The organism is Kitasatospora sp. NPDC051170 (assembly GCF_044455705.1).
In the GTDB taxonomy this organism is placed as follows: domain Bacteria; phylum Actinomycetota; class Actinomycetes; order Streptomycetales; family Streptomycetaceae; genus Kitasatospora.
Genome location: NZ_JBITFA010000001.1, coordinates 839,345 through 863,908, shown reverse-complemented (window position 1 = coordinate 863,908; position 24,564 = coordinate 839,345). Strand labels below are relative to the sequence as shown.

The 24,564-nt window shown below is 73.3% G+C and carries 13 protein-coding genes and 1 pseudogene; 1 reads left to right on the top strand and 13 read right to left on the bottom strand.

The features are described from left to right. Nucleotides 1-6 precede the first annotated feature (6 nt). From ACIBCA_RS03805 to ACIBCA_RS03765, 9 genes and pseudogenes are all read right to left on the bottom strand, one after another. Nucleotides 7-1,254 carry an MFS transporter gene (locus ACIBCA_RS03805; RefSeq protein WP_396281173.1) on the bottom strand — a complete coding sequence of 416 codons (1,248 nt, stop codon included), beginning with the start codon at nucleotides 1,252-1,254 and terminating at the stop codon, nucleotides 7-9. 119 nt (nucleotides 1,255-1,373) lie between these two features. After that, nucleotides 1,374-4,097, bottom strand: a complete 2,724-nt coding sequence (locus ACIBCA_RS03800) for an Ig-like domain repeat protein (protein WP_396281172.1) — start codon at nucleotides 4,095-4,097, stop codon at nucleotides 1,374-1,376. 255 nt (nucleotides 4,098-4,352) lie between these two features. Further along, the gene (locus ACIBCA_RS03795) at nucleotides 4,353-4,994 is read right to left on the bottom strand and encodes a maleylpyruvate isomerase N-terminal domain-containing protein (protein WP_396281171.1); all 642 of its coding nucleotides are present in this window, start codon (nucleotides 4,992-4,994) and stop codon (nucleotides 4,353-4,355) included. Nucleotides 4,995-5,020: 26 nt separating this feature from the next. Beyond that, nucleotides 5,021-5,115: pseudogene (locus ACIBCA_RS03790) on the bottom strand (APH(3') family aminoglycoside O-phosphotransferase); the annotation flags it as partial. Nucleotides 5,116-5,574: 459 nt separating this feature from the next. Next, nucleotides 5,575-5,862 carry a hypothetical protein gene (locus ACIBCA_RS03785; protein ID WP_396281170.1) on the bottom strand — a complete coding sequence of 96 codons (288 nt, stop codon included), beginning with the start codon at nucleotides 5,860-5,862 and terminating at the stop codon, nucleotides 5,575-5,577. Between the two features lie 26 nt (nucleotides 5,863-5,888). After that, nucleotides 5,889-6,902, bottom strand: a complete 1,014-nt coding sequence (locus tag ACIBCA_RS03780; protein ID WP_396281169.1) for a glucosaminidase domain-containing protein — start codon at nucleotides 6,900-6,902, stop codon at nucleotides 5,889-5,891. A gap of 25 nt (nucleotides 6,903-6,927) precedes the next feature. Continuing rightward, nucleotides 6,928-10,875, bottom strand: a complete 3,948-nt coding sequence (locus ACIBCA_RS03775; protein ID WP_396281168.1) for a hypothetical protein — start codon at nucleotides 10,873-10,875, stop codon at nucleotides 6,928-6,930. Between the two features lie 9 nt (nucleotides 10,876-10,884). After that, a complete protein-coding gene (locus ACIBCA_RS03770) occupies nucleotides 10,885-13,770 on the bottom strand; it encodes a hypothetical protein (protein WP_396281167.1) in 2,886 nt (961 codons plus the stop codon). A 186-nt stretch (nucleotides 13,771-13,956) separates the two neighbouring features. Further along, nucleotides 13,957-14,337 carry an ArsR/SmtB family transcription factor gene (locus ACIBCA_RS03765; RefSeq protein WP_396281166.1) on the bottom strand — a complete coding sequence of 127 codons (381 nt, stop codon included), beginning with the start codon at nucleotides 14,335-14,337 and terminating at the stop codon, nucleotides 13,957-13,959. 116 nt (nucleotides 14,338-14,453) lie between these two features. Between ACIBCA_RS03765 and ACIBCA_RS03760 the strand changes: the two genes are divergently transcribed. Next, a complete protein-coding gene (locus ACIBCA_RS03760; RefSeq protein ID WP_396281165.1) occupies nucleotides 14,454-16,439 on the top strand; it encodes a heavy metal translocating P-type ATPase in 1,986 nt (661 codons plus the stop codon). Between the two features lie 256 nt (nucleotides 16,440-16,695). Here ACIBCA_RS03760 and atzF read toward each other — a convergent pair whose 3' ends face one another. The 4 genes from atzF to ACIBCA_RS03740 are packed head-to-tail and all read right to left on the bottom strand — an operon-like array spanning nucleotide 16,696 to nucleotide 24,500. After that, nucleotides 16,696-18,414, bottom strand: coding sequence for an allophanate hydrolase (gene atzF / locus ACIBCA_RS03755; protein WP_396281164.1), 1,719 nt, complete (start codon nucleotides 18,412-18,414; stop codon nucleotides 16,696-16,698). After that, nucleotides 18,411-22,031: an urea carboxylase gene (gene uca, locus ACIBCA_RS03750; protein WP_396281163.1), complete on the bottom strand. Its 3,621-nt coding sequence runs from the start codon at nucleotides 22,029-22,031 to the stop codon at nucleotides 18,411-18,413. The genes atzF and uca overlap by 4 nt, the downstream gene beginning before the upstream one ends. Before the next feature lie 36 nt (nucleotides 22,032-22,067). Next, nucleotides 22,068-23,711 carry an allantoin permease gene (locus ACIBCA_RS03745; protein WP_396281162.1) on the bottom strand — a complete coding sequence of 548 codons (1,644 nt, stop codon included), beginning with the start codon at nucleotides 23,709-23,711 and terminating at the stop codon, nucleotides 22,068-22,070. 36 nt (nucleotides 23,712-23,747) lie between these two features. Beyond that, on the bottom strand, nucleotides 23,748-24,500 hold the full coding sequence (locus ACIBCA_RS03740) for a GntR family transcriptional regulator (protein WP_396281161.1): 753 nt from the start codon (nucleotides 24,498-24,500) through the stop codon (nucleotides 23,748-23,750). Nucleotides 24,501-24,564 lie beyond the last annotated feature (64 nt).

Genomic DNA, 24,564 nt, shown 5'->3' with positions numbered 1-24,564 from the left:
CGCCCGCTACTCCTCGGCGGCGGGCGCGGAGGCCTTCTCCAGCCGGGCCATCCGCGGGACCAGGGCGAGCGCGGCCAGCAGGGCGGCGCCGCCGACGAGGAGCGGTGCGCGCACCCCGGCGGCGGAGGCGACCCAGCCGCTCAGCGCGGCCCCGGCCATCACGCCGAAACGGCTCAGCAGCAGGTAGCAGCTGTTGACCCGGCCCAGGAGCTCCTTGGGCACGGCCTGCTGGCGCAGCGAGATCGCCTGGACGTTCCACGTCACGACCCCGAAGCTCGCCACGGCGTACAGCACGGCCACCGCCGCCACCGAGGAGGTCAGCCCCGTCAGCAGGAGCGAGACGCCCATCAAGGCGAAGGAGAGGCCGATCCGCGCGCCCCGGCCCAGCAGCCGCCCCAGGCGCCCGGCACCGGCGCTCGCGGCCGTCCCGCCGACCGCGCCTGCGGCCAGGACCAGGCCGTAGGCAGAGGCGGGGGCGTTCATCGTCCGGGTGACCAGGAGGACCAGCATGGTGATCCCCAGGTAGAAGGCGAGCGCGGCCACGCCGGACAGCAGGGCGAGCAGCCGCACCTCGCGGTGGGCGTACAGCCAGCGCACGCCCTCGCGGATCTCCCCGAGCACCGGCTTGCCGCCCTTCGCCCGTACGGCGCCGGAGCGGCCGGTCGCCGCGACGAGGGCGGCGGCGAGGGCGAAGGAGAGGCCGTCCACCGTGAACGGGTACCCGGCGGCCACGGCGAACAGCGTCGAGCCCAGCAGCGGGCCGATCAGGTGCCCGCCCACGATCAGGCTGCCCTGGAGGCGGCCGTTCGCGGCGTCGAGCTGCTCCGGCCGCACCACGTCCGGGAGGGCGGAGGTGGCGGCGTTGACGAAGACCGTCTCCCCGCAGCCGAGGACGAAGGCGAGCAGGGCCAGGGCGGCCAGGGGAGGCGTGGCGAGGAAGACCCAGCAGGCGAAGCCCAGGACGACGGCGGCGCGGACGAGGTCGATCGTCCACATGAGCCGGCGCCGGTCGGCCCGGTCGGCGAGGACGCCCCCGAGGAGGGACATCACCATCCAGGGCAGCGTGCCGGCGACGGTGACCAGCGCCACCGCGCCCGGTGAGCCGGAGATCGCCACCGCGAGGAGCGGCAGGGCCGAGTCCCGCATGCCGTCGCCGACGGCGGAGATGGAGGAGGCGGACCACAACAGGGCGAACTTCCTGCCCAGTCGGGGCCGGTCGCGCGTCGGCGGTGTCACCAGCCTGGCCGTTGTCACCGTCGCAGTATGACATGGCCGGTGCAACGTCAGATTCCGTCGCCGGTACGGAAGTTGGCCCCGACACGACGAAGGGCCCGGCACCGTGGTGCCGGGCCCCGCATCGTTCGGGCCGGTGTTTACAGGTTGGCGCACTGGCCGCCGCGCGAGCCGTGGACGGTGTTGGGGTGGCCGTCGTTGGTCGGGGGCGGGGTGTTGCCCAGGCAGCGGAGGGAGCCGGTGATGGTGTTGGCCTCGATCTCGGCCCGGGTGTCCTCCGGGAAGGGGCCGGTGCCGGTGGTGCCGTCGACGGTCGCCGTGCCGCCGATGTGGTTGGCGATCAGTTCGGCGCCCGCGTGGTTGTTCGCCAGGTGGACGGAGCCGTTGACGTGGTTGCCGGGGCAGCCGTCGTCGCCCGGGTCGCCGATGACGACGAAGCCGCTCGCGTGGTCCACCGTCAGCGAGCCGGTGGCGCTGCTGCCGCACATGCCGAACTGGGTGCCGTGCGAGGACATCACGCTGCCGTGGACCGTGGAGTGGCCGATGAACAGCGCCCCGCCCGGCGTGCCGAAGACCGTGCCGTGGACGTCGGCGTCGACGATGCAGGTGCTCGGGCCGCTGGCCACGACCCCGCCGTCGACGGTGCCGGTGACGGTCCGGGCGCAGGCCACCACCTGGGTGAAGGTCTCCGGCCCGCCCGCGAGGAAGTCCGCGTCGCCGCTGTACTGCGCGGTGAGGGTGTGGCTGCCGGGCAGCAGGTTGGCGAAGGTGACCTGGGCCTGCGCACAGTGGGCGCCGCCGCCGGGGGCGAGGGTGCCGGTGCCCAGGACGGTGGCGCCGTCCTTGAAGGTGACCGTCCCGGAGGGCGGCAGGGCCGGGTCGGTGCTCGGCGCGGCCGGGCAGACGGTGTCGGTGAAGGTGACGGGCTGCCCGAAGGCCGCGGGCCCGCTCGCGGAGGAGGTGGGCGTGGTGGTGACCGCGGCCTGCTTGACGGTCTGGGTCAGGGTCATGGCGGTGGCGCCCAGGTGGTTGCTGTCGCCGCTGTAGACGGCGTCCACGCTGTGGTCGCCGACGCTCAGCGAGGCGATGGAGCCCGAGACGGCCTGCCCCGTCGTGGTGTCGACCGCCACCGGGCCGCCCAGCTGGGTGCCGTCGACCTTGAACGTGACCGTGCCGCCGTCCGGCGTCGGGACGACCTTCGCGGTGAAGGCGACGGGCTGCCCGTAGACCGAGGGGTTGGCCGAGGAGGAGAGCGTGGCCTGGGTCGTGGCCTTCTGGAGGCTGAAGAAGATCGTGTCCGTCGGCTGCGCCGTGGTCGAGCCGGTGCCGTTGAGGTTGCCCATGAACGCGCCGTAGAAGGTGTTGCCGACGGCCTTGAGCTGCTGGTAGTCGCCGAAGAGCCGCTGGAAGGCGTTGGTGTCGCCCGCCTGCGTGGTGTACGACTGCAGCGCCGTGTCGTCGAAGGTGGCCCCGTGGTCGGTGCTGCGGGCGAGGTGCGCGGTGAAGGTCGGGAAGCCGTTGGCGTTGTTGCCGTCGGAGGTCAGGTAGAGGACGCCGACCGTGCCGTCGTCGAGCACGGCGACGGAGGGCAGCGCGGCGTTGGTCGAGGTGGAGACGTTCACCTCGGCACCGACGTTCAGACTGTTCGCGCCGTTGTCGGTGAGCCGGCGCAGCCGGATCTGGTTGGTGCCCGAGACGTCCACGCCGTACGCGACGAAGACGTCGCCGCCGGTCGGGTCGACGGCGGCGTGGTGGACGCCGCCGATCAGGGCGTTCACCCCGCCGAACTTGAAGCCCTGGTTGCCCTGGTCGCTGCTGACCGAGGCGACGGTGATGCCGTCCGAGTCGGTGCCCGGGGTGTTGCCCAGGTCCCAGTGGACGCCGCCGTCGGTGGAGCGGTTGATCCGGATGGTGACGGGCTGCGGCTGGCTCACCGCGTTGCTGCCGCCCTGCTGGTAGAGGGCGTACACGGCGCCGTTGCTCCGGTTGCCGGCCAGGCGCAGGCCCCCGTTGATGCCGTCGTTCAGCGGGCCCGAGCCGACGCCCCGGTCGTTGGCCGCGGGGAAGTCGACGGGGGTGGCGTTGTTGGCGTTGCGGGAGACGGTCACCCGGTCGTGCGGGTCGGCCGTCGTCCCGGCCGAGTTGAAGTCCTGGAAGCCGACGTACACGTTGTCCTGGCTCGCCGTGGTGGGGTCACGGTTGACGATCAGCCAGGGCTGGTCGGTGTTGGGGTGGGTGTTGCTGGTCAGCTGGGTGGTGGTGGGGGTGGGGTTGTTCCACTGCCAGGACGCGGCGTTGGTGGGGTCGGTGGTGGAGCCGGAGACCACCTGGGCGTCGTTGCTCAGCCCGCAGGTGAGGAAGGTGCCGTAGAGGGTGCCGTTGCGGCCGTAGTCGATGGTCTGGTCGCAGGGGCCGCCGTTGGTGTTGGACACACCCGGCGGCACGGGGATGGTCGCCTCGTCGGCCCAGGTCGTGCCGCCGTCGGAGGAGAAGAAGAGGCGCGCGTTGCTGTTCCACTCGCGCGTGCTGGTCTGGGCCGGCACGTCGGCGAAACGGGTGATCGCGATCTGGAGCGGATTGGCCGGGTTGACGGCGATGGCGGTCTCGCCGTGGTCGACGGTGCTGCCGACGGCCGCGTCCACGTCCACGAGGTTCACCGACGGCGCCCGGTGCACCGGCCGCTGCAGCCGGGGAGCGGACGCGCCCGGGCGCTCGCTCCGGTCCGGCGGCTGGTCGCTCGCGCCGCCCGTGCTGCCCGATCCGCCCGCCGCCCAGGCGGGGGCGGGCAGCAGGAGCGGTCCGACGGCCAGGGAGAGTGCGAGGGCGGCGCCGAGCGGGCGTCTGAGGCGGTGGGTGGAGGTCACCAGGGGTCCTCTCGATCATGTGACAGGGCCGTCACATTCTGTGATCGAGGGAGGTGGTCGGGGGTCCGGCGCACCCGGGGAGGTCACGCCCGCCCCGGGAATTACCACCCAACGGAGGAACGGCCGGGGCTCCCTCAGGGGATCAGGGCGTGCCCGGTGGTCGCGAGACGGGTTCCGCGCCCGCTTCCCGGCCGTCCCCCCGCTCGGATCGCGGCGTCGGATCACGGCGTCGGATCGCGGTGTCAGATCGCGGTGTCAGATCGCGGCGATGGACTCCGGCGCCCGCTCGGCGCGGCTGAGGGCGCGCAGGACGTTCAGCGGGCCGTGGCGCCAGGTGGCGATGCGGGTGAGGAGGTCGAGCACCGACTCGGCGGCCTCCGGCGGGAGGTCCGGGGTCGGGATGCCCGCGCTGACGGCCAGGTCGTCGCTGTGGACGGCCAGTTCCATCGTGCGGGTGACCAGCAGGTCGTCGATCGTGAGCGTGTACGGCGGCCAGAACGACAGGCGGACGGGCCGGGCCCCGTCCTCCTTCGCCAGGGCGGCCGTCAGCTCCGTGAGCGTGGCGGCGACCTGCTCGGCGAGGGCCTCGGGCCCCACGGCCGCGATGTCCTCGCCGCCCTCCCGGAGCTGGACGTTGATGTCCGCGTCGAGCGGCGCGCCGACCCACTTGGCGCGCTGGTAGTGCCCGAGGAGCGGGACGGTCTCCTCCACGGGCGGCGGCCCGGCCAGGGCGGTCGGGACGCACAGGATCTGGTAGGCCAGGTGGCCGGCCAGGCCGCCGATGCTGAACTCCGGCAGGGCGCTGGGCCGTTGCCAGGCGGCGGTGACCTCCGGACGGTGCAGCAGCAGCTCGGCCGTACGGGCCATGGCGAGGAAGTTCTCCTGGGCACGAGTCATGGCTCAGCACGGTACCGCCCCGCCTACCAGTCCAGGGCGGAGCGGGCGAGGCCCGCGAGGGCGAGGGAGGCGGGGAGTTCGACCAGGAAGGCCATCGCGAGGGCGGTGTACCAGGCGCCGCCGCCCTCGGCGGTCATCACGTCGAACCAGGCGTCGAGCAGGAGCAGGGTGGCGGCCGCGGCGGCGGCCAGGGCGGTGAGGCGGGAGCGCCGGACGAGCAGTCGGCCGGTGGCGAGCAGCCCGGTGACCTGGAGGACGTCCATGCCGACCCAGACGGTGGACCAGTTGCGGACCTCGGCCTGGCCCCGGGTGGTCGAGCCGAGCACCAGGATCCAGGTGAACAGCAGTGCCGCGACAGCCAGCAGGGCCCAGGCGAGGAGCCTGCGCGAGCGCTCCGCGGCCGGGTGTGCGGACCCCAGGCGGTCGAGTGCCGTTCGGATGTCCCCCATTGATGTTCTCATGATCCGAAAATCTACCCACCTCCCGGTTTCGCCGGGGCCGCGGGAGCGGTGCGCCCGGTACGGCTCCGACGGAGAGAGGTGACGCGCGGGCTCGGGGACGGCCCGGGCCCGCGCGGTGATCAGGCCTTCGCGTCGGCCTTGTCGCTGTTCGCGGCGGCTTCGATGCCCTTGGCGAGCACCTGGCTCATGGTGCTGAGGCCGCTCATGTCGCGGAACAGGTTCGCGGTGGTGATGGCCTGCACCGACTGCAGGCCGACCGGGTCGGGCATCGTCACCAGCGGCGTGAACTTCGCCTGGGAGGCGGCCAGGGCGGCCACCGTGGTGTCGAGGTCCTCGGCGCGGGAGCCCCCGCGACCCGGGTGGTCACCACCCCGGTCCACCGAGAACTGCCAGCCTCTGGACGCCACGGCCGGCTCCCTTGGGATGGCCTCCGTCACATCGGTGTGCCCGTGTCCTGCTGATCGGGTCCGGGGTCAGGTCCGGGTCCGGGGTCAGGTCCGGGTCCGGGGTCGGGGTCGGGTCCGGGGTCAGGTCCGGGTCCGGGGTCAGGTCCAGGTCCGGGGTCAGGTCCGGGGTCAGGTCCAGGTCCGGGGTCGGGTCCGGGGTCAGGTCCGGGTCCGGGGTCGGGCCCAGGCCCAGGGTCAGGTCCGGGGTCAGGTCCGGGTCCGGGGTCGGGCCCAGGCCCAGGGTCAGGTCCGGGGTCAGGTCCAGGTCCGGGGTCAGGTCCAGGTCCGGGGTCGGGTCCGGGGTCAGGTCCAGGTCCGGGGTCAGGTCCGGGGTCAGGTCCGGGTCCGGGGTCAGGTCCGGGGTCAGGTCCGGGGTCAGGTCCGGGGCCGGGGTCAGGCCCAGGGTCAGGTCCGGGGCCGGGTCCAGGCCCAGGATCAGGTCCGGGATCCGGTCCAGGTCCGGGATCGGGCCCAGGCCCAGGGTCGGGTCCAGGGTCAGGGACGCCGCCCGGGGTGTCGAACTGCAGCAGGTTCTGCTTCGTGATGATCCCCACCAGCACGTCCCCGTAGTTGTGCGCGGTGGCGTAGCCCGCAGCGGCGATCGCCCGGGCGAAGGCGGTGCCGTCCGTCGTCTGGAAGGCGGGGGCGTACCGGGAGTTGGTCCGCAGGAAGGACCCGTGGTCCCGGAACGAGTCGGTCATCGAGGCGTACGCGCGGAAGTTCGCCTGGGTGGGGACGATCGTGCCGTCGGGTTTCTGTTCCTTGGTGGCAGCGGTGACGAATCCGGTCGCGATCTTGCCGAAGGTCACCTGGCCGTTGACGGTGAAGGCTTTGATGCCGAAGTAGTTGTTGGCCTGGCCGATGTGGGCGGTGCCCCAGGCACTCTCCAGGATGGCCTGGCCGATGGTCACGGAGGCCGGCACCTGGAACTCGGACTGGCTGGCTTGTGCCGCCGGGATGGCGTCGTTCAGGAACTGTTGCTGAGCTGCCGTGAGGGCCATGGTTCCACTCCTTTCCGATGGAACGTCAGATTTCGACGGTGTCGCAGTACACGACGCGGTCGACCGTCTCCCCGTTCGTCCCGGCGTCCGCCGGGATGCGCTCGGTCTCCACGACCAGCAGCCGCCGGCGTTCGCCGTCCGGCCGCGCCGGTACGGGGACCGCGCCGCCGAAGACCGCCGTCGACATGGTGCCGGGGACGAGCACGATCGGCACGTCGCCGGCGTCGGACCGGGCCAGCTCGACCTCGTCCGCGAGCGGGGTCCAGCCGAGCACCTCGTCGGGGACGGAGGTTTCGCGCCGCTCCAGCCGCGCGGTGACCCGGGGGCCGCCGCCGGCGTCGGGCGGGTAGGAGGGGCCGGTCAGGGTGATGTTCAGCGGCCCGGTGCCCTGGACGGTCAGTACCCGTTCGGGCAGGGTGCGCAGGAGGTCGGTGAGGACCACCGGCGAGAGGTGCGCGCCGTCGATGGCCTTGGGCTGGTACCGGACGAGCGCGAGCCGTACGAACGGCTGGTACGCGTCGCCGGTGTCGAGGTCGAGGTCGCAGAACCAGCGTCGGGTTTCCGGGTCGTAGGCCGGCTGGAACAGGGCGAGCGACGCCTTGTAGTCCGGCCCGACGTCCGTCATCGGCACGTCGGTGAGCACCTGCGCCGCGTTGGTGAAGGCCGCGGGCGTGGGCACCGGGGCGGAGACGTGGATCGGGTCGCGGCCCAGCAGCGTCACCGACAGGTAGTCGGGGGCGCCGGGGGCGGTGGTGTCCTGGGGGATGACCACGCCGAGCATCTCTCCGTCGCCGGATGAGTACCAGGGCCGGTCGAGGTAGATCCGCAGTCCGCCGCTGCGGCGCCGGGTGGTGGTGCCGGCGGGGGTGCCGTCCACGGCCGCGAAGGCGATGGTGGGGATGCCGTAGAGCAGCGCGGGCGGCGCGGGCCGGGCGGAGCTGAGCACCTCGCGGCGGACGGGTTCGCCGCTCACGGAGAGCAGTTGCTGCGACGGGTCCTGCGCGAACTCGGGCGGGAAGTACGAGCTGAACGCGGTGGTCGCCACCACGTGGTAGTCGACGGCCCGGTACCGGGTGTTGTGGAACTCGTGCTTGGCCGGGACCGGCGGGGTGAGCAGCTCGCCGGCGGCGGTGTCGAAGGTGAAGCCGTCCTCCTGCGCGGTGGCGGGGGCCGGGTCCTCGTTGCTGCGCTCGACGGCGTAGTCGCGGGTGAAGTCGAACACCGGCCCGCCGAACCGCACGGTCTGCGGCCCGGGTTGCTGGAGGTCGTCGACCTGCTCGGTCCACTGCGAGAACAGGTCGATCCGTCCGGTGCTGGCAGTGTCCAGCGTGACACTTCCGCGCAGCTGCTCGGAGGTCGCGCCCGGCTCCCGCTCGGGCCCGCTCTCGTCGAACCGCAGCACCGGGACGGCCAGGGGCCGCTGCACCGCGTGCACCAGGGTGACCTCGTGCCAGGGCGTCATCATCCAGTGCCCGTCGCCGCCGGCGGCGTCGAGGACGGTCTGGTAGCCGTCGCCGCTCAGCGCGTCCCGGCACCACTGCAGCATGCCGAGGATGTCGGGGGTCGCCTCGATCTTCGAGCGCACCCGGACGGTGGCGACGGCGGCCTTCGGCAGCTGGACGGTCAGCACCCTGGCGCCCGCGTCCCACTGCGGGGCGCCGCCGCCCTCGACGACGCGCAGGCGCAGCGACCGCGGCTGGTACCAGGTCGGGCCGTCCCAGGTGAGGTCGGGCAGGTGGTCGCCCTCGGCGAGGCCGGGCAGGTCCTGGAAGATCACGCCGGTCGCGTACGGGTCGGGCAGGTAGGGGACGGCGAGCTGGTCGAGGGTGCAGATCGGGTACGTCACGGGGTTGTCGTCGGTGAGGAGGTCGCTGCCGGGGGCCACGACGAACTCGATGCCGGGCACGCCGGACTGGTCGAGCTTGCCGCTCTCCCGGCATGCCACCTCGTACGCGGCCCGGCGGACGGCGGCGTCGTCGGAGGGGAACGCGGCGTCCAGCTTCCCGTGCCACAGCACGCACCGCAGCGCGGTCTTGGCCGGCACCACGTGCCGCTCGTCGGTCCCGGCGTACGGCTTGTGCGTGCCGCCGGTGACCGGGGGCGAGGCGTTGAAGGCGGTGGCGTAGTCGGTCGCCGACAGTTCCTTCGTGCTGCGGATGACCAGCTGGTAGGCGTGGGCCCCTTCGTCCAGGGCCGCGCGCGGCACCAGCATGGGTGCGGGCACGGGCTCGAAGCGGCGGAAGGTCTCGGCGCCGGCGGGCGGCAGCACCTGCCCGACGCGGTCGGACAGGGCGTCTCCCTGGTCGATGGTCGGGCCGTTCCCGGCCAGGTCCACGGTGCGCACGCGCACCCGGTAGTGGTGGCCGAAGCGCAGTTTGGGCAGGGAGCCGGGCTTGGCCTGGACGTCGATCTCCAGGGGCAGGGCGGTCTGCGCGGTGTTGTCGACCTCGATCGGGGGGCATTCCCGGCCGTTCGGGTCGTCGGCGGCGCGGATGTCGCTGACCACCAGTCCATGAGGCGAGGCGGCCAGGCTGTTGCCCTCCCAGGTGATCAGGTGCTCGTGGGCGTACAGCTGGTTCGGGTCACCGTCGGGCATGGTCGTCAGCCCGTGCTGGAAGAACCCCTCGTCGGTCACCGTGTCGATCGGCTCCCCGTCCTTCCCGGGGGCGTGGTAGTCGACGATCCGCTCGTGCAGGGAGAGCCAGCGCTTGAGGCCCTCGTCGAAGACGTCCATGCGGTACCCGCGGACGAGATCCTCGGCGGCCAGCACCTGCGTGTCGTCGGAGGTGACGCCCTGCTCCAGGGCGGCGTTGCGGGCGAAGGTCTCCTGGAGCTTGGCCGCCCGGTCGTTGTGGACGATGACCAGGCCCTTGGTGCGTACGGTCGGCGGGGCGGCCTGACTGTCGCCGCCGCCCAGGTCGTCGCCGCCGGAGTCGGCCGTCGCGGCCGCCGCGGCGTTGGCCGCCTTGAGGGCGGCTCCGTCGACGTCGACCTGTTCGAGCGAGTACTCGGGGTCCAGCAGCATGACGCCGCGGGCCGGCGGGCGCAGCGGGTCCTCGAGTCCTCCCTCGCCGGAGGCGGCGGTGAAGAGCGGCGGCGCCGTCCGGTGGACGTACGCGGTGGACAGCGACAGGTCCTGGGAGTCCGAGGACGCCGCCACCGACCAGACCGGTACGGCCTTGAGGGCGAAGTCGCCCTCAGAGAGCGTGAGTTGGTCGGCGGGGAGCGTGAAGTCGAGCACCAGGCCGAGCCGGCGCAGCAGGTGCGGATGGTCACCGAGTGCCGAGATCAACTCGTGGAAGTCCCGGTCGGACGGGGTCGGCGGCGGGGGAGGGGGTGGTGGCGGAGTGGGCGGCGGGGGCGGTGCCGGGGCGCCGCCCGCCACGATTCCCTCCTGGCCGGTCTGCGTCCCGGGGCGTGTGTGGAACCTGAAGAACTGGTCCATCGGCCCGGGCGCCTGGCCGGAGGCGCCGGCCTCGGTCAGGGACTCCATGGCCTCCCCCGTGCTGGCCGCCTGCGGCGCGAACCCGGCCATCTCCGCCACCGCCGAGGCGTTCGGCAGCGTGTCCGTCTGGGCCGCCGCCGCGCCGGTGAAGCCGGCCCGCACGCTCTGGGTCACGCCGGCGGAGGGGTAACTGGCGACCTCCCGCGTGGAGTGGTCCTCGAACACGTGCGCCTGGAGCGGGGTCTGCGCGGTGAAGAACCGTGTCCACAGCGCGGAGTCCGGGCCGCTGGTCATGCCGGTCGGGGAGATGGGTTCACCGACCGGCTCGCCGTCCTTCACGACGACGAAGCCGAAGGTCGCGAGGGCCAGGTGGGCGGGCCAGTCCAGGAAGTCGGGGAACGGGCCGAGCGTGTCGCCGTCGTCGCTCGTCAGACGAGGGGAGACGAAGACCGACACCAGGGCCTGCGTGCCGTCCGCGGAGACCCCGGCGGGGAGTACGGTCCAGCGGATCTGCTGGGTGTTCGACATGGTGGCGCCTCACTGGCCGGCGAAGGATCGGCAGTACTTGTCCCAGTGATCCGTCCCCGGGGGGAAGCACTCGGCGAAGGTGGGGTCCGACTTGCCCCCGGGGAAGTGGCGTTCGAGGCTCAGCGAGACCGTCTTGCTGAAGAACGCGACGTGGACGCCGACCGTGACCGATCCGACGCCCGACACCTCGGACGTGTGGGCGTCGGCGTCCTTGTGGTAGGTGAGCCCCAGGTAGAACTCGACCGTGACGCTGACGATGCCCAGCACCGAGAGGTAGCCGCCGCAGCGCAGGTAGCCGGTGATGACGACCGATCCGTGCGAGTCGATCGCGAAGTAGACGCCGCCCATCGCGTAGATGCCGCCGCTGGCCACGCCGAGGTTCAGGCTGAGGTTTCCGCCGAACTCCAGTGCGCCCTCGGCGAGTTGTATGCCCTTCGGGTCGATCACCAGGGAGAGGAACCCGCCGCCGCCGAGCGCCGAGACGCTCAGGTTGAACGGGTGGTGGCGCTCGCAGATCGAGAACCGCAGCGACAGCGGCTGGTCGTCGAAGGGGATGTGCAGCGCGGCCGACAGCCGCAGGTTCTGCAGGCTGAAGATGCCGACGCCGCTGTCCGGCACCGCCAGATCGACGCCGGCGGTGATCCCGCTCGTCGTCACGTCGATGAACGGGCCGCTGCCGAACGCGTCGGCGGGCAGCAGGTCGCGCAGCGTGCTGACGAACTCCAGCTCTCCGTCGAACTGCAGGTCGAAGCCGTGTGCCTTGACCTCGGGCTGCCGCCCCGGCTGGGCGGTGAAGCTCAGGCCGGCGATGTGCATCTTGGCCACGCCGGCCAGTTCGATCGAGAAGTTGCTCAGTTCGCCGTGGACCGTGGACTGGGTGGCGGCGTCCGGGGAGCAGACCGTACGGGCGTCCAGGGTGAGCGAGGCCCCGTCCAGTTTCAGGATGTCGTTGCCGCTGTTCAGCGGCGGGCTCCACAGGTAGCGCAGCTCGCTGCCCAGGCGCGGCAGGCCGTCGGGGCCCGGCGGTACGGGCAGGTCCGAGACGCGCAGGACCGGGGTCGTGAGCTTGCCGGCGGCCAGGAGCTGCTGGAGCTCGGCCTCCGCCACCTGCTTGAAGGCGCCCGGGTCGGGCACCGGGATTTCCTTGAGGAGGTCGCCGAGCGCGATGGTGCCCAGCAGCTTGGCGTTGCCGAAGAGGTCTTTCAGCGCGCCGACGTCGATCCCGGTGGCACTGGCGAACGCCGCGGGGATCGCACCGGCGCGGCTGGTGATGGCGCCGATCGCCACGTCGGGCCTGGCCAGACCCCCGGCCTGCTGCGCGGCGAACCCCATCGCGAGCGGGGCGACGGTGCTCAGGAACGTGCCCGAGGGGTGGTTGTCGATGCCGTTCTGCAGGTACCCGTCGTCGTGGGTCACCGTCGTCTCGCCGCTGCCGCCGGTGACCATCCGCACGGCGGGCACCCGGACCACCGCGCTCGCCAGGGAGGGCAGGGCCTGCAACGGGTGGCCGCTCGCCTGGGTCATCCTGAAGGTCAGCGAGGTGACGGGCAGGCAGGTGGTGCCGGGCTCGTCCTGCGCCGGCTCGGCCAGGGCCATGGACTGGCCCGCGAGCTGCGCGGTCCGGTCGGCCTCGGGAACGTCCTGGTTGTACGTCAGGACCATCGTGCCCAGTCCGGTGCCTGCGGGCACGAACATCAGGGGCATGGACAGGCTGATCTGCCGCCCCTCCGCGTCCGTTCCGATCATGGTGAACGGGAAGGGGGCACCCTGGACGGCCGGCACGAACGGCGGGGGTGGCGGGGGCGGCGGCGGGGGCGGCGTGCCCGGGGGTGGCGGGGGTGGCGGGGGCGACGCGCCCGGGGGCAGGTCGATCGGCGGGGTGGCCAGGGTGGTGAGCCTCAGGGACCGGAAGGGCATCTCCCGCCCGCCGCTCCCGTAGCCGACCGCGTCCCCGTACACGATCTCCGGCTGCAGGACGGCGATGTACCTGATGGTCGTCATGCCGGCGACCACACCGTCGCTCTCGTTCAGGAACTGCCGCTCGGAGATCTCGATCATGGAGGCCAGGTGGCCGGTGTTGAGGTAGCCGCGGTCGACGGTCTTCAGGTACTGGTCGCGCCCGAGGCCCGTGATCTGCTGGTACGCCGTGAGCCCGGTGGAGGGCCCGGGGCCTCCGCCGGCCGCCGTCAGGCCGGCCCACGATCCCTGGATGCGGACCGACGCGCCGAGCGGGGTGAGCGTGAACCGCTCGGCGTCCAGGGGTGCCGTTCCGTCCACGTCCTGGGCGCTGGTCAGGCTGTGCAGATCGGAGAGGTGCTTGTCACTGAGCACCACGGCGTCGCGCGCCGGGCGCCCGGGGAAGAACGCGTACGCCCGCAGCTTCGCGTGGGTGCTGTCCAGCGCGGTCAGCGTGGTGTGCCACAGTTCGGTGCGCCCGGCCACGGTGAAGGGGTCGGTGCGGTGCGTCCACTGCGCCATGCCGTCGGGGGTGAGCAGCAGCCGGGCCGGGAACTCGATGGCGATGCGGGGGACGCCCCCGAAGACGGAGACCTCGCCCTCGTCGGGCGAGAGCGTGGTCGGCACCGTCGCGGGGGTCAGGCCGGCCCAGTCGAGCAGCTGCGCGAGCGAGAGCGGCAGTCCGTCCAGGCCGGCGGGGACGAGGAACGGCAGTGAGGTCGGCCCGGCCGCGAAGGCGTCGACGGGCTCGCTCGGCGGGGAGCCGATCACGGCTTCGACGGTGTGCTGCGACGGTAACTGCAGGACGATCAGCGCGTCCGCGCCCGCGTCGTGGCGGGTGAGGCGGGCGCCGGCCGTGTCGACGTCGAGATTGACGGTGCCCAGATCGAACACGAGCATGTCGTCGGGCCTGATCACGCGGAACCGACTGTCCGTCATGGCTGTGCCCGCCCTTCGAGACGAAGAGGCCGCGCGGAGCCGGCCGCGGGCATGCCGTGCCGGACACGCCTTTTCTTCCACGATGCACCCGCCGCCGCGGGCCCGCTCGTCGGGGAGACGGGACGGGGAGGCGGGACGGGGAGGCGGGAAGGGGAGACGGGAAGGGGAGCCCCAGCCGGAGACGGCTCAGGGAGTCTCCTCGACCTCCGCGCCCTCGGCGTCGCTGAGGCCGAGGCGCAGGTGGTCGATGTGGTAGACGGCCTGGTCGAGCAGGGCGGCGACGTGGTTGTCGTAGAGCGCGTAGACGACGGAGCGGCCGTTGCGGCGGCCGACGACGAGGCCGAGGTTGCGCAGCAGGCGCAGCTGGTGGGAGCAGGCGGACTGTTCCATGCCGACCTCGGCGGCCAGTTCGGTGGCGGCGCAGGGGCCTTCGCGCAGGCGGGAGAGGATCAGCAGGCGGGAGGGGGTGGCCAGGGCCTGGAGGGTGGTGGCGACGCGGGCGGCGCTGGCGGCGTCCAGGCGCGTGTGCGGGACGGCGGTGTTCGGCGGCGCTGCTCCATGACCCATGCGACCATCCTACAGAGCATGGATGAAGGACTGTTCATATGTTCCTGTATTGTGGGTTCGGTCGCCCGCCCTGCTCCCGTCGCCAGCCCTGAGCTCCCTGAAGGGTCCCCTCCCGCATGTCCTCCACCCTGATCGAGCGCCCCGCGCCGGTCGCCGCCCCCGCCGACGCCGCCCCCAGGCGGCGCACCCGGGTGTTCGCCCTGCCCGAGGCCCGCTGGGCCGCCGCGGCCACCACGCTGTTCCTGACCGCCCTGCCGCTGCAGCTCACCGGCGCCCCCGCCTGGGCCTGGGGCCCGCTGTACGCCCTCGCCTACGCCACCGGCGGCTGGGAACCCGCCTGGGCCGGGCTGCGGGCCCTGCGGGAGAAGACCCTCGACGTCGACCTGCTGATGATCGTCGCCGCCCTCGGCGCCGCCGCCGTCGGCCAGGTCATGGACGGCGCCCTGCTGATCGTCATCTTCGCCACCTCCGGCGCCCTCGAAGCCCTCGCCACCGCCCGCACCGCCGACTCCGTGCGGGGCCTGCTCGACCTCGCCCCGGCCACCGCGACCCGGCTGCTGCCCGGCGGCGCCGAGGAGACCGTCCCCACCGCCGAACTCGCCGTCGGCGACACCGTTCTGGTCCGCCCGGGGGAGCGGATCGGCGCGGACGGACGCGTCGTGGCCGGCGCCGGCGAGGTCGACCAGGCCACCATCACCGGCGAACCCCTGCCCGTCGCCAAGCAGGCGGGTGACGAGGTCTTCGCCGGCACCCTCAACGGCACCGGCGCCCTGCGCGTCACCGTCGAGCGGGACGCCTCCGACTCCGTCATCGCCCGGATCGTGAGGATGGTCGAGGAGGCGTCCGAGACCAAGGCCCCCACCCAGCTGTTCATCGAGAAGGTCGAACAGCGCTACTCCCTCGGCATGGTGGCCGCCACCCTCGCCGTCTTCGCGGTCCCGCTCGTCTTCGGCGCCGCCCTGACCGGCTCCCTGCTGCGGGCGATGACCTTCATGATCGTCGCCTCCCCGTGCGCCGTCGTCCTGGCCACCATGCCGCCGCTGCTCTCCGCCATTGCCAACGCCGGACGCCACGGAGTGCTCGTCAAGTCCGCCGTCGTCATGGAACGCCTCGGCCAGGTCGACGCCGTCGCCCTCGACAAGACCGGCACCCTCACCGAAGGCACTCCCCGCCTCACCGACCTGCGGCCCCTCGCCGGCTCCGGCCTCACCGAGGACGGCCTCCTGACCCTCGCCGCCGCCGCCGAACACCCCAGCGAACACCCCATCGCCCGCGCCGTCGTCGACGCCGCCCGCACCCGGGGCCTCACCCTGCCGCCCGCCGAGGACTTCGCCTCCACCCCGGGCGCCGGCATCACCGCCGCCGTCGGCGGCCGCATCCTCGCCCTCGGCGCACCGGCCCGGATGATCGGCGGCCGCACCGATCCGGCCAGCGCCCGCGCCGCCGTCCTCGCCGCCGAACTCGAGGAGTCCGGCCGCACCGCCGTCCTCGTCGAAGCCGACGGCGTCCCCGTCGGCGTGCTCGGCATCGCCGACCGGCTGCGCCCCGACGCCGCCTCCACCGTCACCGCCCTGACCGCCCTCACCGGCCGCACCCCGATGCTCGTCACCGGCGACAACCCCCGCGCCGCCGCCCGCCTCGCCGCCGAGGTCGGCATCACCGACGTCCGCGCCGGACTCCTGCCGCAGGACAAGGTCGCCGCCGTCCGCGAGCAGGAGGCCGCCGGGCGCCGGACGCTCGTCCTCGGCGACGGCGTCAACGACGCCCCCGCCCTCGCCGCCGCCCACGCCGGCATCGCCATGGGCCGCGCCGGCTCCGACCTCGCCCTGGAAACCGCCGACGCGGTCATCGTCCGCGACGAACTCGCCACCGTCCCCGCCGTGGTGGCCCTCTCCCGCCGCGCCCGCTCCCTCGTCGTCCAGAACCTGGTGATCGCCTCGGTGTTCATCTCCGCCCTGGTCGTCTGGGACCTCGCCGCCACCCTCCCCCTCCCGCTCGGCGTCCTCGGCCACGAGGGCTCCACCGTCCTCGTCGGCCTCAACGGCCTGCGCCTCCTGCGCGAATCCGCCTGGACCCGCACCCGCACGGAGGGCGCCCGGTGAGCCGCCGCAGGACCTCCCCAGCTCCGGCCCGCTGCACCGTCACCGTCTGCCACGGCTGCTGCGGCACTCCGAAGGTGCCCGGCGTCGACCACGCCGCCCGGCCGTGTTTCGGATCACGAGCACCGACGAGGACGGTGCGGCCTCGATCAGGCGGCGGGCGGTCTTCGACGTCGGGCCGAGCGGGCTCGCGGCCTGGCCCGTGCTCCAGGACGGCGACGCCCTGAGCACCGCCCCCGTCGGCGATCACCGGTGGCGTTCAGATCGTGGCCAGGTAGGCGAGCCAGTCCCCGTGGTGGGTGATGTCGGTGCCCGAGGCCGCGCTGTGCGGATCGCACTGGAAGCCCAGCACCCAGGAGCCGTCGTCGAGTCGGATGCGGCCGAGGGACATCGGTGCGGGCAGTTCGGCGAGGAAGTGGCCGAGGGCGGCCGGTGAGAGGGTCCAGCGTTCGCCGCTGATCCTGCCGCCGTTGCCGGGCCCGACGTGGACCACGCCCGGTTTGGGGGGCTCGGTGGCCAGGGCGGTCAGCCGGTAGTCGGGGGCGGTCCGCACCGGGCCGGCGTAGCGGGCGCCGAGCTTGGTGAGCTGGTGGTTGAGGGGCTGGCCGTGCCGGTGGGCGCCGAAGACGGCGAGGTCGACTCCCGTGTCGGGCAGGGGAGTCGGAGCGTCGTCGCTCTCCTCGACGAGGCGGGCGGCGAGGTCCAGGCCGGCCTGGTCCTCGAAGGCCCGGGTGATGACGCTGACGCCGAAGGGGCTGCCGTCGGCCTCGCCGGCCGGAACGGCGACGGCGGCCAGGTCGAGCAGGTTGACGAAGTTGGTGTAGGTGCCCAGGCGCTTGTTGATGCCGACCGGGTCGGCCTGGACGGCGGCGATCGTGGGATGTTCGGTGGTGGTGGGCAGGAGCAGGGCGTCGAAGCCGGACAGCAGCCGGGCGGTGGCCGCCCTGAAGTGGTCGAGGCGTGACTGGTCGGCGGCGAGGGCGTGGGCGGGCAGCGCGCCCGAGGCGAGGACGATGCCGGCGACGACGGGGTCGGTTTCGGGGGTGCGGGCGATGAACTCGCCCACGGCGGCGTAGCGTTCGGCGACCAGGGCGCCGTCGTAGAGCAGCCGGGCGGCCTCCAGCAGCGGCGACACGTCGGTGACCACGGTTTCGGCGCCGCTCTCCCGGAGCCGTCCGGCGGCCGCGTGGAAGGCGGCTCGGGCCTCGCCGGAGAGGGGCGCGAGGTCCTCCTCGCGGGGGAGGGCGACGCGGGGCCGCTCAGGCGCCGCCAGCCGTACGGCCTCGGGCCAGGTCCGGCTGCGCGGGTCGGCCGGGTCCGGACCGATCATGACGGCCAGCGCCTGCCGGGCCTCGGTGAGGGTGCGGGCGAAGACGGTGACGGTGTCGTAGGGGCGGGCGGCGGGGACGACGCCGGTGTTGGGGACCAGGCCGAGGGTGGGCTTGAGGCCTACGATGCCGTTGAACGCGGCCGGTACCCGGCCCGAGCCGGCCGTGTCCGTGCCCAGCGCGAGGTCCGCGAGGCCCAGGGCCACGGCGACGGCGGAGCCCGAGCTGGAGCCGCCGGAGATCCTCTCCGGATCCCCCGCGCTGCGGACGGGTCCGTACGGGCTGCGGGTGCCGACCAGGCCGGTGGCGAACTGGTCCATGTTCGTCTTGCCGAGCACGAGCGCGCCGGCGTCCGTCAGCCGTCGTACGGCCGTGGCCGAGACCTGCGGACGGTAGGCGTAGGCGGGGCAGGCGGCGGTGGTGGGCAGGCCCGCGACATCGATGTTGTCCTTGACCGCGAGCAGTTGACCGGCGAGCGGCAGGACCTCCCCGCCCGCGACACGGGCGTCGAGGGCGCGGGCTTCGGCCAGGACGTCCTCGTAGGGGCGCAGGGTGATCCAGATCTCCGGCCGGTCGGCCTTCTCGATCCGCTCGTAGGCGTCGGCGAGCCGCGCCTCGACTGTCACGGGGCCGGTGGGGGGCTGGTTCACGCTGCTTCCTCTCGGAGGATGACGGCCAACGGGGTGCCGGCATCGATCTGTTGGCCGGGAGCGACGAGGACGTCGGCGACGACCCCGTCGGCCGGGGCGCGGACGACGACCTCCATCTTCATGGCCTCCAGCACGACGAGCGGCTGTCCGGCCTCGACACGGGTACCCGGTCCGGCGGTCACCTTCCACACGCTGGAGCTGAGCGGGGCGTCGACCAGGCTGCCGCCGGGAGGCAGGGAGACGGGCCCGGCGCAGGCCACGGGGGCGGCCTCGGCCCGTTCGGCGAGTTCGCCCGCCGCCTCCCACGCCTGTCGTTCGGCGGCGAAGGCCGCTGCCTGGCGGGTGCGGAAGGCGGCGATGCCGTCGGCGTTCCGCCGCAGGAAGCGTTCGTGCTCGCCGAGGGAGAACTCGCCGGGCCTGATGTCGAGTTGTCCGCGCCCGGAGGCCAGGTCGGCCCGGATGTCGAGGAGTTCGGCGGGGGAGACGGGGTGCCAGACGATCCGGTCGAAGAAGCGCAGCAGCCAGGGGATGCCGCCTTCGAAGGAGGGGCCGGGGCGCAGGCCGCCCCAGATGGGGACGGTGCGGCCGATGAGCTGGTATCCGCCGGGGCTCTCCATGCCGTAGACGCAGAGGTAGGAGCCGCCGATGCCGACGCCCGCCTCGGCCGTCCAGGTGCGTGCCGGGTTGTACTTGGTGGTGACCAGGCGGTGGCGGGGGTCGACCGGGGTGGCGGCGGGGGCGCCCAGGTAGACGTCGCCGAGGCCGAGGACGAGGTACTGGGCGTCGAAGACGATCCGGCGGACGTCGTCCACCGAGTCCAGACCGTTGACCCGGCGGATGAACTCGATGTTCGACGGGTTCCAGGGGGCGTCGTCGCGCACCGAGGTGCGGTAGCGGGAGATGGCCTCGTCCACCGTCGGGTCGTCCCAGGACAGGGGGAGGTGGACCTCCCGGCTGGGCACGGTCAGTGCGTCGGCGGCGGGGAGCTGGTCCTCGGCCTCCTGGAGGGCGCCGAGCAGGGTGCGCAGGGGGAGGGTGTCGGGGTCGGTGTGCAGGTGGAGGGAGCGGACGCCGGGGGTGATGTCGACGAGGCCGGCGGGGCGGTGGGCGGCGAGGTGCCGGGCCAGGGCGTGCACCCGCATCCGCAGGGCGAGGTCGAGGGTCATCGGGCCGTACTCGACGAGGATGTTGTCGTCCGCGCCGCGCCGGTAGACGACCTCGGGGGTGGTGGGAGTGGCGGGCCGTCGGGCGAGCACGCCCTGGTCGGGGTCCGGGCCCTCGGTGGGGAGGGTGAGCAGGGTGGGCGAGCGGCGCAGGTCGTCCGCGCGGCGCTCCGTGACGGGGACGAAGCGTACGGTGTCTCCGGGGCGCAGCTGGCCCGCCTTCCAGCGTTCGGCGGCGACCACGGTGACCGGACAGGCGAAGCCGCCGAGGCTGGGGCCGTCGGGGCCGAGGATCGCGGGGGTGTCGCCGGTGAGGTTGACGGCGCCCACGGAGTACGCGGTGTCGTGGACGTTGGAGGGGTGCAGCCCGGCCTCGCCGCCGTCGGGGCGGGCCCATTCGGGCCGGGGGCCGACGAGCCGCACGCCGGTGCGGGCGGACTGGGCGGAGACCTTCCACTCGGCCGAGTACATCGTCGCGAGGCCGCGCGGGGTGAGGAAGTCGGGGGCGGGGTGCGGGCCCTCGCTGACCGCGATCCGCCAGTGGGTGGTGAAGTGCGGGCGTTCGGTGGGCGGTACCTCGGTGGGCGGTACCTCGGTGGGCGGTACAGAGCCCGGTGCCGGCGATCCGGGGGCGGGTGCGAGTGGGCGGAGGACGTCGCCGGTGCGCAGGGCGCGTCCGGCGTGGCCGCCGAAGCCGCCGAGGGTGAAGGTGGCGGTGCTGCCGAGATAGCCCGGCAGGTCGAGGCCGCCGCGGACGAGGACGTAGGTGCGCATCCCCGGGCCCTTCGGGGTCCCGACCTCCAGCAGGGCTCCGGCGGGCAGGTCGAGGGGCTCCCACTGGGCGGCGGGCGTGCCGTCGACCGTGATCTGGGCCGGGGCGCCGGTGACGCAGACGACCGCCGGGCGCGAGAAGCGCAGGGCCGGACCCTCCAGGGTGCACTCCAGGCCGGGGGCGCCCTCCGGGTTGCCCACGGCGGTGTTGCCCAGGCGGAAGGAGAGGTCGTCCATCGGGCCGCTGGGCGGGATGCCGACCTCCCAGTAGCCGGTGCGGCCGGGCCAGTCCTGGACGGTGGTCAGGGTGCCACCGCGTTCGACGTCGATGCGGGGGCGCGGGTCGGTGACGGAGGCGAGGGTGCCCGTGGTGTGCCGGGCGGCCGTGACCTCCTCCGCGCGGCAGGCGGCGCGCAGGAGACCGAGGTTGGTCTCCACCCCGTCGATCCGGGTCTCCTCCAGTGCCCGGGCCAGGTTGGCGAACGCCTCGTCGCGGTCGCGGCCGGTGGCGATGACCTTGGCGAGCATCGGGTCGTAGGCGGTGGAGACCTCCTGGCCGGTCTCGGCCCAGCCGTCCACCCTGACACCGCCGGGGAGTTGGACGCGGGTGAGCAGACCGGCGCTGGGGCGGTGGTCCTGGCCCGGGTCCTCGGCGTAGACGCGCGCCTCGACGGCGTGCCCGTGCGCGGGCGGGCCGTCGGGGCCGATGCCGTCGAGGACGTCCCGGTCGCCGCGGGCGAGGCGCAGCATCCAGCCGACCAGGTCGACGCCGGTGATCTCCTCGGTGACGGGGTGCTCGACCTGGAGGCGGGTGTTGACCTCCAGGAAGGAAGCCTCCTCTCTCTCGGCGTCGTAGACGAACTCCACGGTGCCGGCGGAGCGGTAGCGGACCGTCTCGCACAGCTCCCGCGCGCTGCGGTGCAGCCGCTCGCGGAGCGCGGGCGGGAGGCCGGGGGCGGGGGCCTCCTCCAGGACCTTCTGGTGCCGCCGCTGGAGGGAGCAGTCCCGGTCGCCGAGGCTGACGACCCGGCCGGCGCCGTCGCCGAAGACCTGCACCTCGACATGGCGGGCGCGGGCGACGTACCGCTCCAGGAAGACCCCGCCGTCCCCGAAGTTGCCCCGGGCGAGGCGGGTGACCTGGGCGTAGGCCGAGCGCAGTTCCTCCGGACCGGCGCAGGCCCGCAGGCCGATGCCGCCCCCGCCGCCGGTCGCCTTGAGCATCACCGGGTAGCCGATCTCCTCGGCGGCCCGCAGGGCCCCGGCCAGGTCCGCAAGGAGCCCGGTACCGGCCAGCAGGGGGACTCCGGCGGCCTCGGCCGCGGCGCGGGCGGTGTGCTTGGCGCCGAAGACCTCCAGTTGACGGGGCGTCGGGCCGACGAAGGCCAGGCCCGCCGCCTCCACCTCGGCGGCGAACGCGGCGTTCTCGGAGAGGAAGCCGTACCCGGGGTGGATCGCTCCGGCGCCCGTGTCGCGGGCGGCGGCCAGGACCAGGTCCGCGCGCAGATAGCTCTCGGCGGCGGGCGCCGGGCCCAGGCGTACCGCGGTGTCGGCCATCCGCACGTGCGGTGCGGCGCGGTCGGCCTCGGAGTACACGGCCACGGTCCGCAGGCCGAGTGCGGAGGCCGAGCGGATGATGCGGCAGGCGATCTCGCCGCGGTTGGCGACCAGCAGGGTGTCGAACACGGTGTCAGCTCCTCAGATCCTCGGAGGCGAGCGGGCTCATGCGGCGGGCAGGACGTGGTCGCCGACCCTGTCGGTGCTCAGGCACAGGGAGCAGACCGTCGCGCCGTGGGTGGCGCAGGCGGTCAGGTCCGGTCGCTCGTAGGGCTGGTGGCAGACGTGGCAGTCGAGGGTGACGGCGCTGGGGTTGCCGTCGGTGTCCAGAAGCGGCTCGTCGATGCCGTCGTCGGTGCGGCGCAGGTAGTACCGGCCCTTGGTGACCACGGCCATCAGGGGCGTGAGGACGAAGGCGATGACGGCGGCGGCGACGGGGGAGTAGGGCTGGAGGGTGTCGCCGAGCGCGTGGAAGTACATGCCGATGGACAGGCCCGAGGCCGCGACGAAGGCGACCACGCCGACCGGGTTCACCGCGTGCAGCATGCCCCGGCGGAACTCCGGCCGGAGCGGGGAGATCCCGAGCAGGTACTTGTTGACGCCGATGTCGGTGGCCACGGTGACGACCCAGGCGATGGCACAGTTCGAGTAGAAGCCCAGGATGCCGTTGAGGAAGCTGAACATGTCGGCTTCCATCAGGACGAGCGCGAAGCCGAGGTTCACCAGGACGAAGACCGTGCGGCCCGGGTAGTGCCTGGTGACGCGGGTGAACGAGTTCGTCCAGGCGAGGGACCCGGAGTAGGCGTTCGTCACGTTGATCTTGATCTGGCTGACGACGACCAGGGCGAGGGCGAGCGGGACCACCATCCAGGACGGCATCATCGCCTCGAACGCGGCGCGGAACTGCTGGATCGGCTCGGTCGCGACGGACGGGCCGACCTTGGCGAGGATGTAGACGGCGAGGAAGACGCCGATGGCCTGCTTCAGCGCGCCGAGCACGACCCAGCCCGGGCCGGCCATGACGACGGCCGTCCACCAACTGCGCCTGTTGGACTCGGTCTTGGGCGGCATGAAGCGCAGGTAGTCGATCTGCTCGCCGATCTGTGCGATGAGGGACAGGCACACGCCCGCGCCGAGCAGCACCGACGCGGTGTCGATGCCGCCGTCGCCGTCCGTGCCGGCGAAGCCGAGGAAGCGGTCGACCGTGCCGGGGTCCTGGGCGATCAGGTAGACGAGCGGGGCGACCATCAGCAGCAGCCAGACCGGGGTGGTCCACACCTGGAGCCTGCTGAGGGCCTTCATGCCGTGGATCACCAGGGGGAACACGATCAGGGTGGAGACCAGGTAGCCGAGCCACAGGGGGAGGTGGAGGCCCAGCCGCAGCCCCTGGGCCATGATCGAGCCTTCGAGGGCGAAGAAGATGAAGGTGAAGCTGGCGAAGATGACGCCGGTGAGGACCGAGCCGTAGTAGCCGAAGCCGGAGCCGCGGGTGATGAGGTCGAGGTCGATGTTGTAGCGGGCGCCGTAGTAGGCGAGGGGGAAGCCGGTGACGAAGATGACCACGGCCGCGACGGCGATCGCGATCAGCGCGTTGCCGGTGCCGTGGGCGAGCCCGATGCCGGCGCCGATCGAGAAGTCGGCCATGTAGGCGATGCCGCCGAGGGCCGTGGTGGCCACGACCATGGGGGTCCAGCGGCGGTAACTGCGGGGCGCGAAACGGAGGGTGTAGTCCTCCAGCGTCTCCTTGGTCGCCTGGCTCGTGGGGGAGTGCGAGGTCGTCGCGGGCTGCGGTGACTCGGTGGCGGTCATGGGATGCCCTTCGGGGGGTGCGGGCTGGGGGAAGGCTCAGGGACGATCGGAGTGCAGGGCCATCTGCGTCATCGCCCGCCGGGCGCGTTGCAGCACCACGGCCATCGAGTCGCCGACGTGGGTGTGCAGGGCGCGGTAGCCCTCGTCGAGCCGTCCGTCCCGGACGAACTCCATGATCTCGATGTGTTCCGTGATGGTCGTCTCGACGCGGTCCTGGGTGAGGAAGTCGTACATACGGACGCTGCGGATGCGCTCGCTGACCGCCACCAGGGCGTCGGTCAGCGCGGGATTGCCCGCGGCGCGCGAGAGTTCGGCGTGGAAGCGCTCGTCCTGGACGACGAAGCGCGGATCGCACGCGGGCGGGTTCTCGCGCATCGCGTACCAGCGTTCCAACTCGGCCGCGACGACGGCCGGATCGTGCCGGACCGAGGGGTCCTCGATCGCCCGGGCGATGCCGCGCAGTTCCAGGGTGACCCGGAGCTCGTAGAGGTCCTTCAGCTGGGCCAGGTTGGGGATCGTCACGTAGAAGCCGCCGTCACCACGCTCGATCAGACCGTCCGCCAGCAACCGTGCCAGCGCCTCGCGCACGGGTGTCCGCGACACTCCGAACCGCGCGGCCAACCGCATCTCGCCCAGCCGCTCCCGCGGCCCGAACCCGCCGTCCAGCACGGCCGCGCGCAGCTGCGCGTAGGCCGCCTCGCGGAGCGACGGCGGGGGCGGGGGCGAGAGCGGGGGCGCCGCAGCCGGATCCGGCATCGTGTCCGGCTGCGTATACAGCTTCGAATCCATGGGGGGATACGCTAGGAACCGCGTGTTTCAGGGAGAGTTCGCGTCTCGTGAACGCATCGTTTCC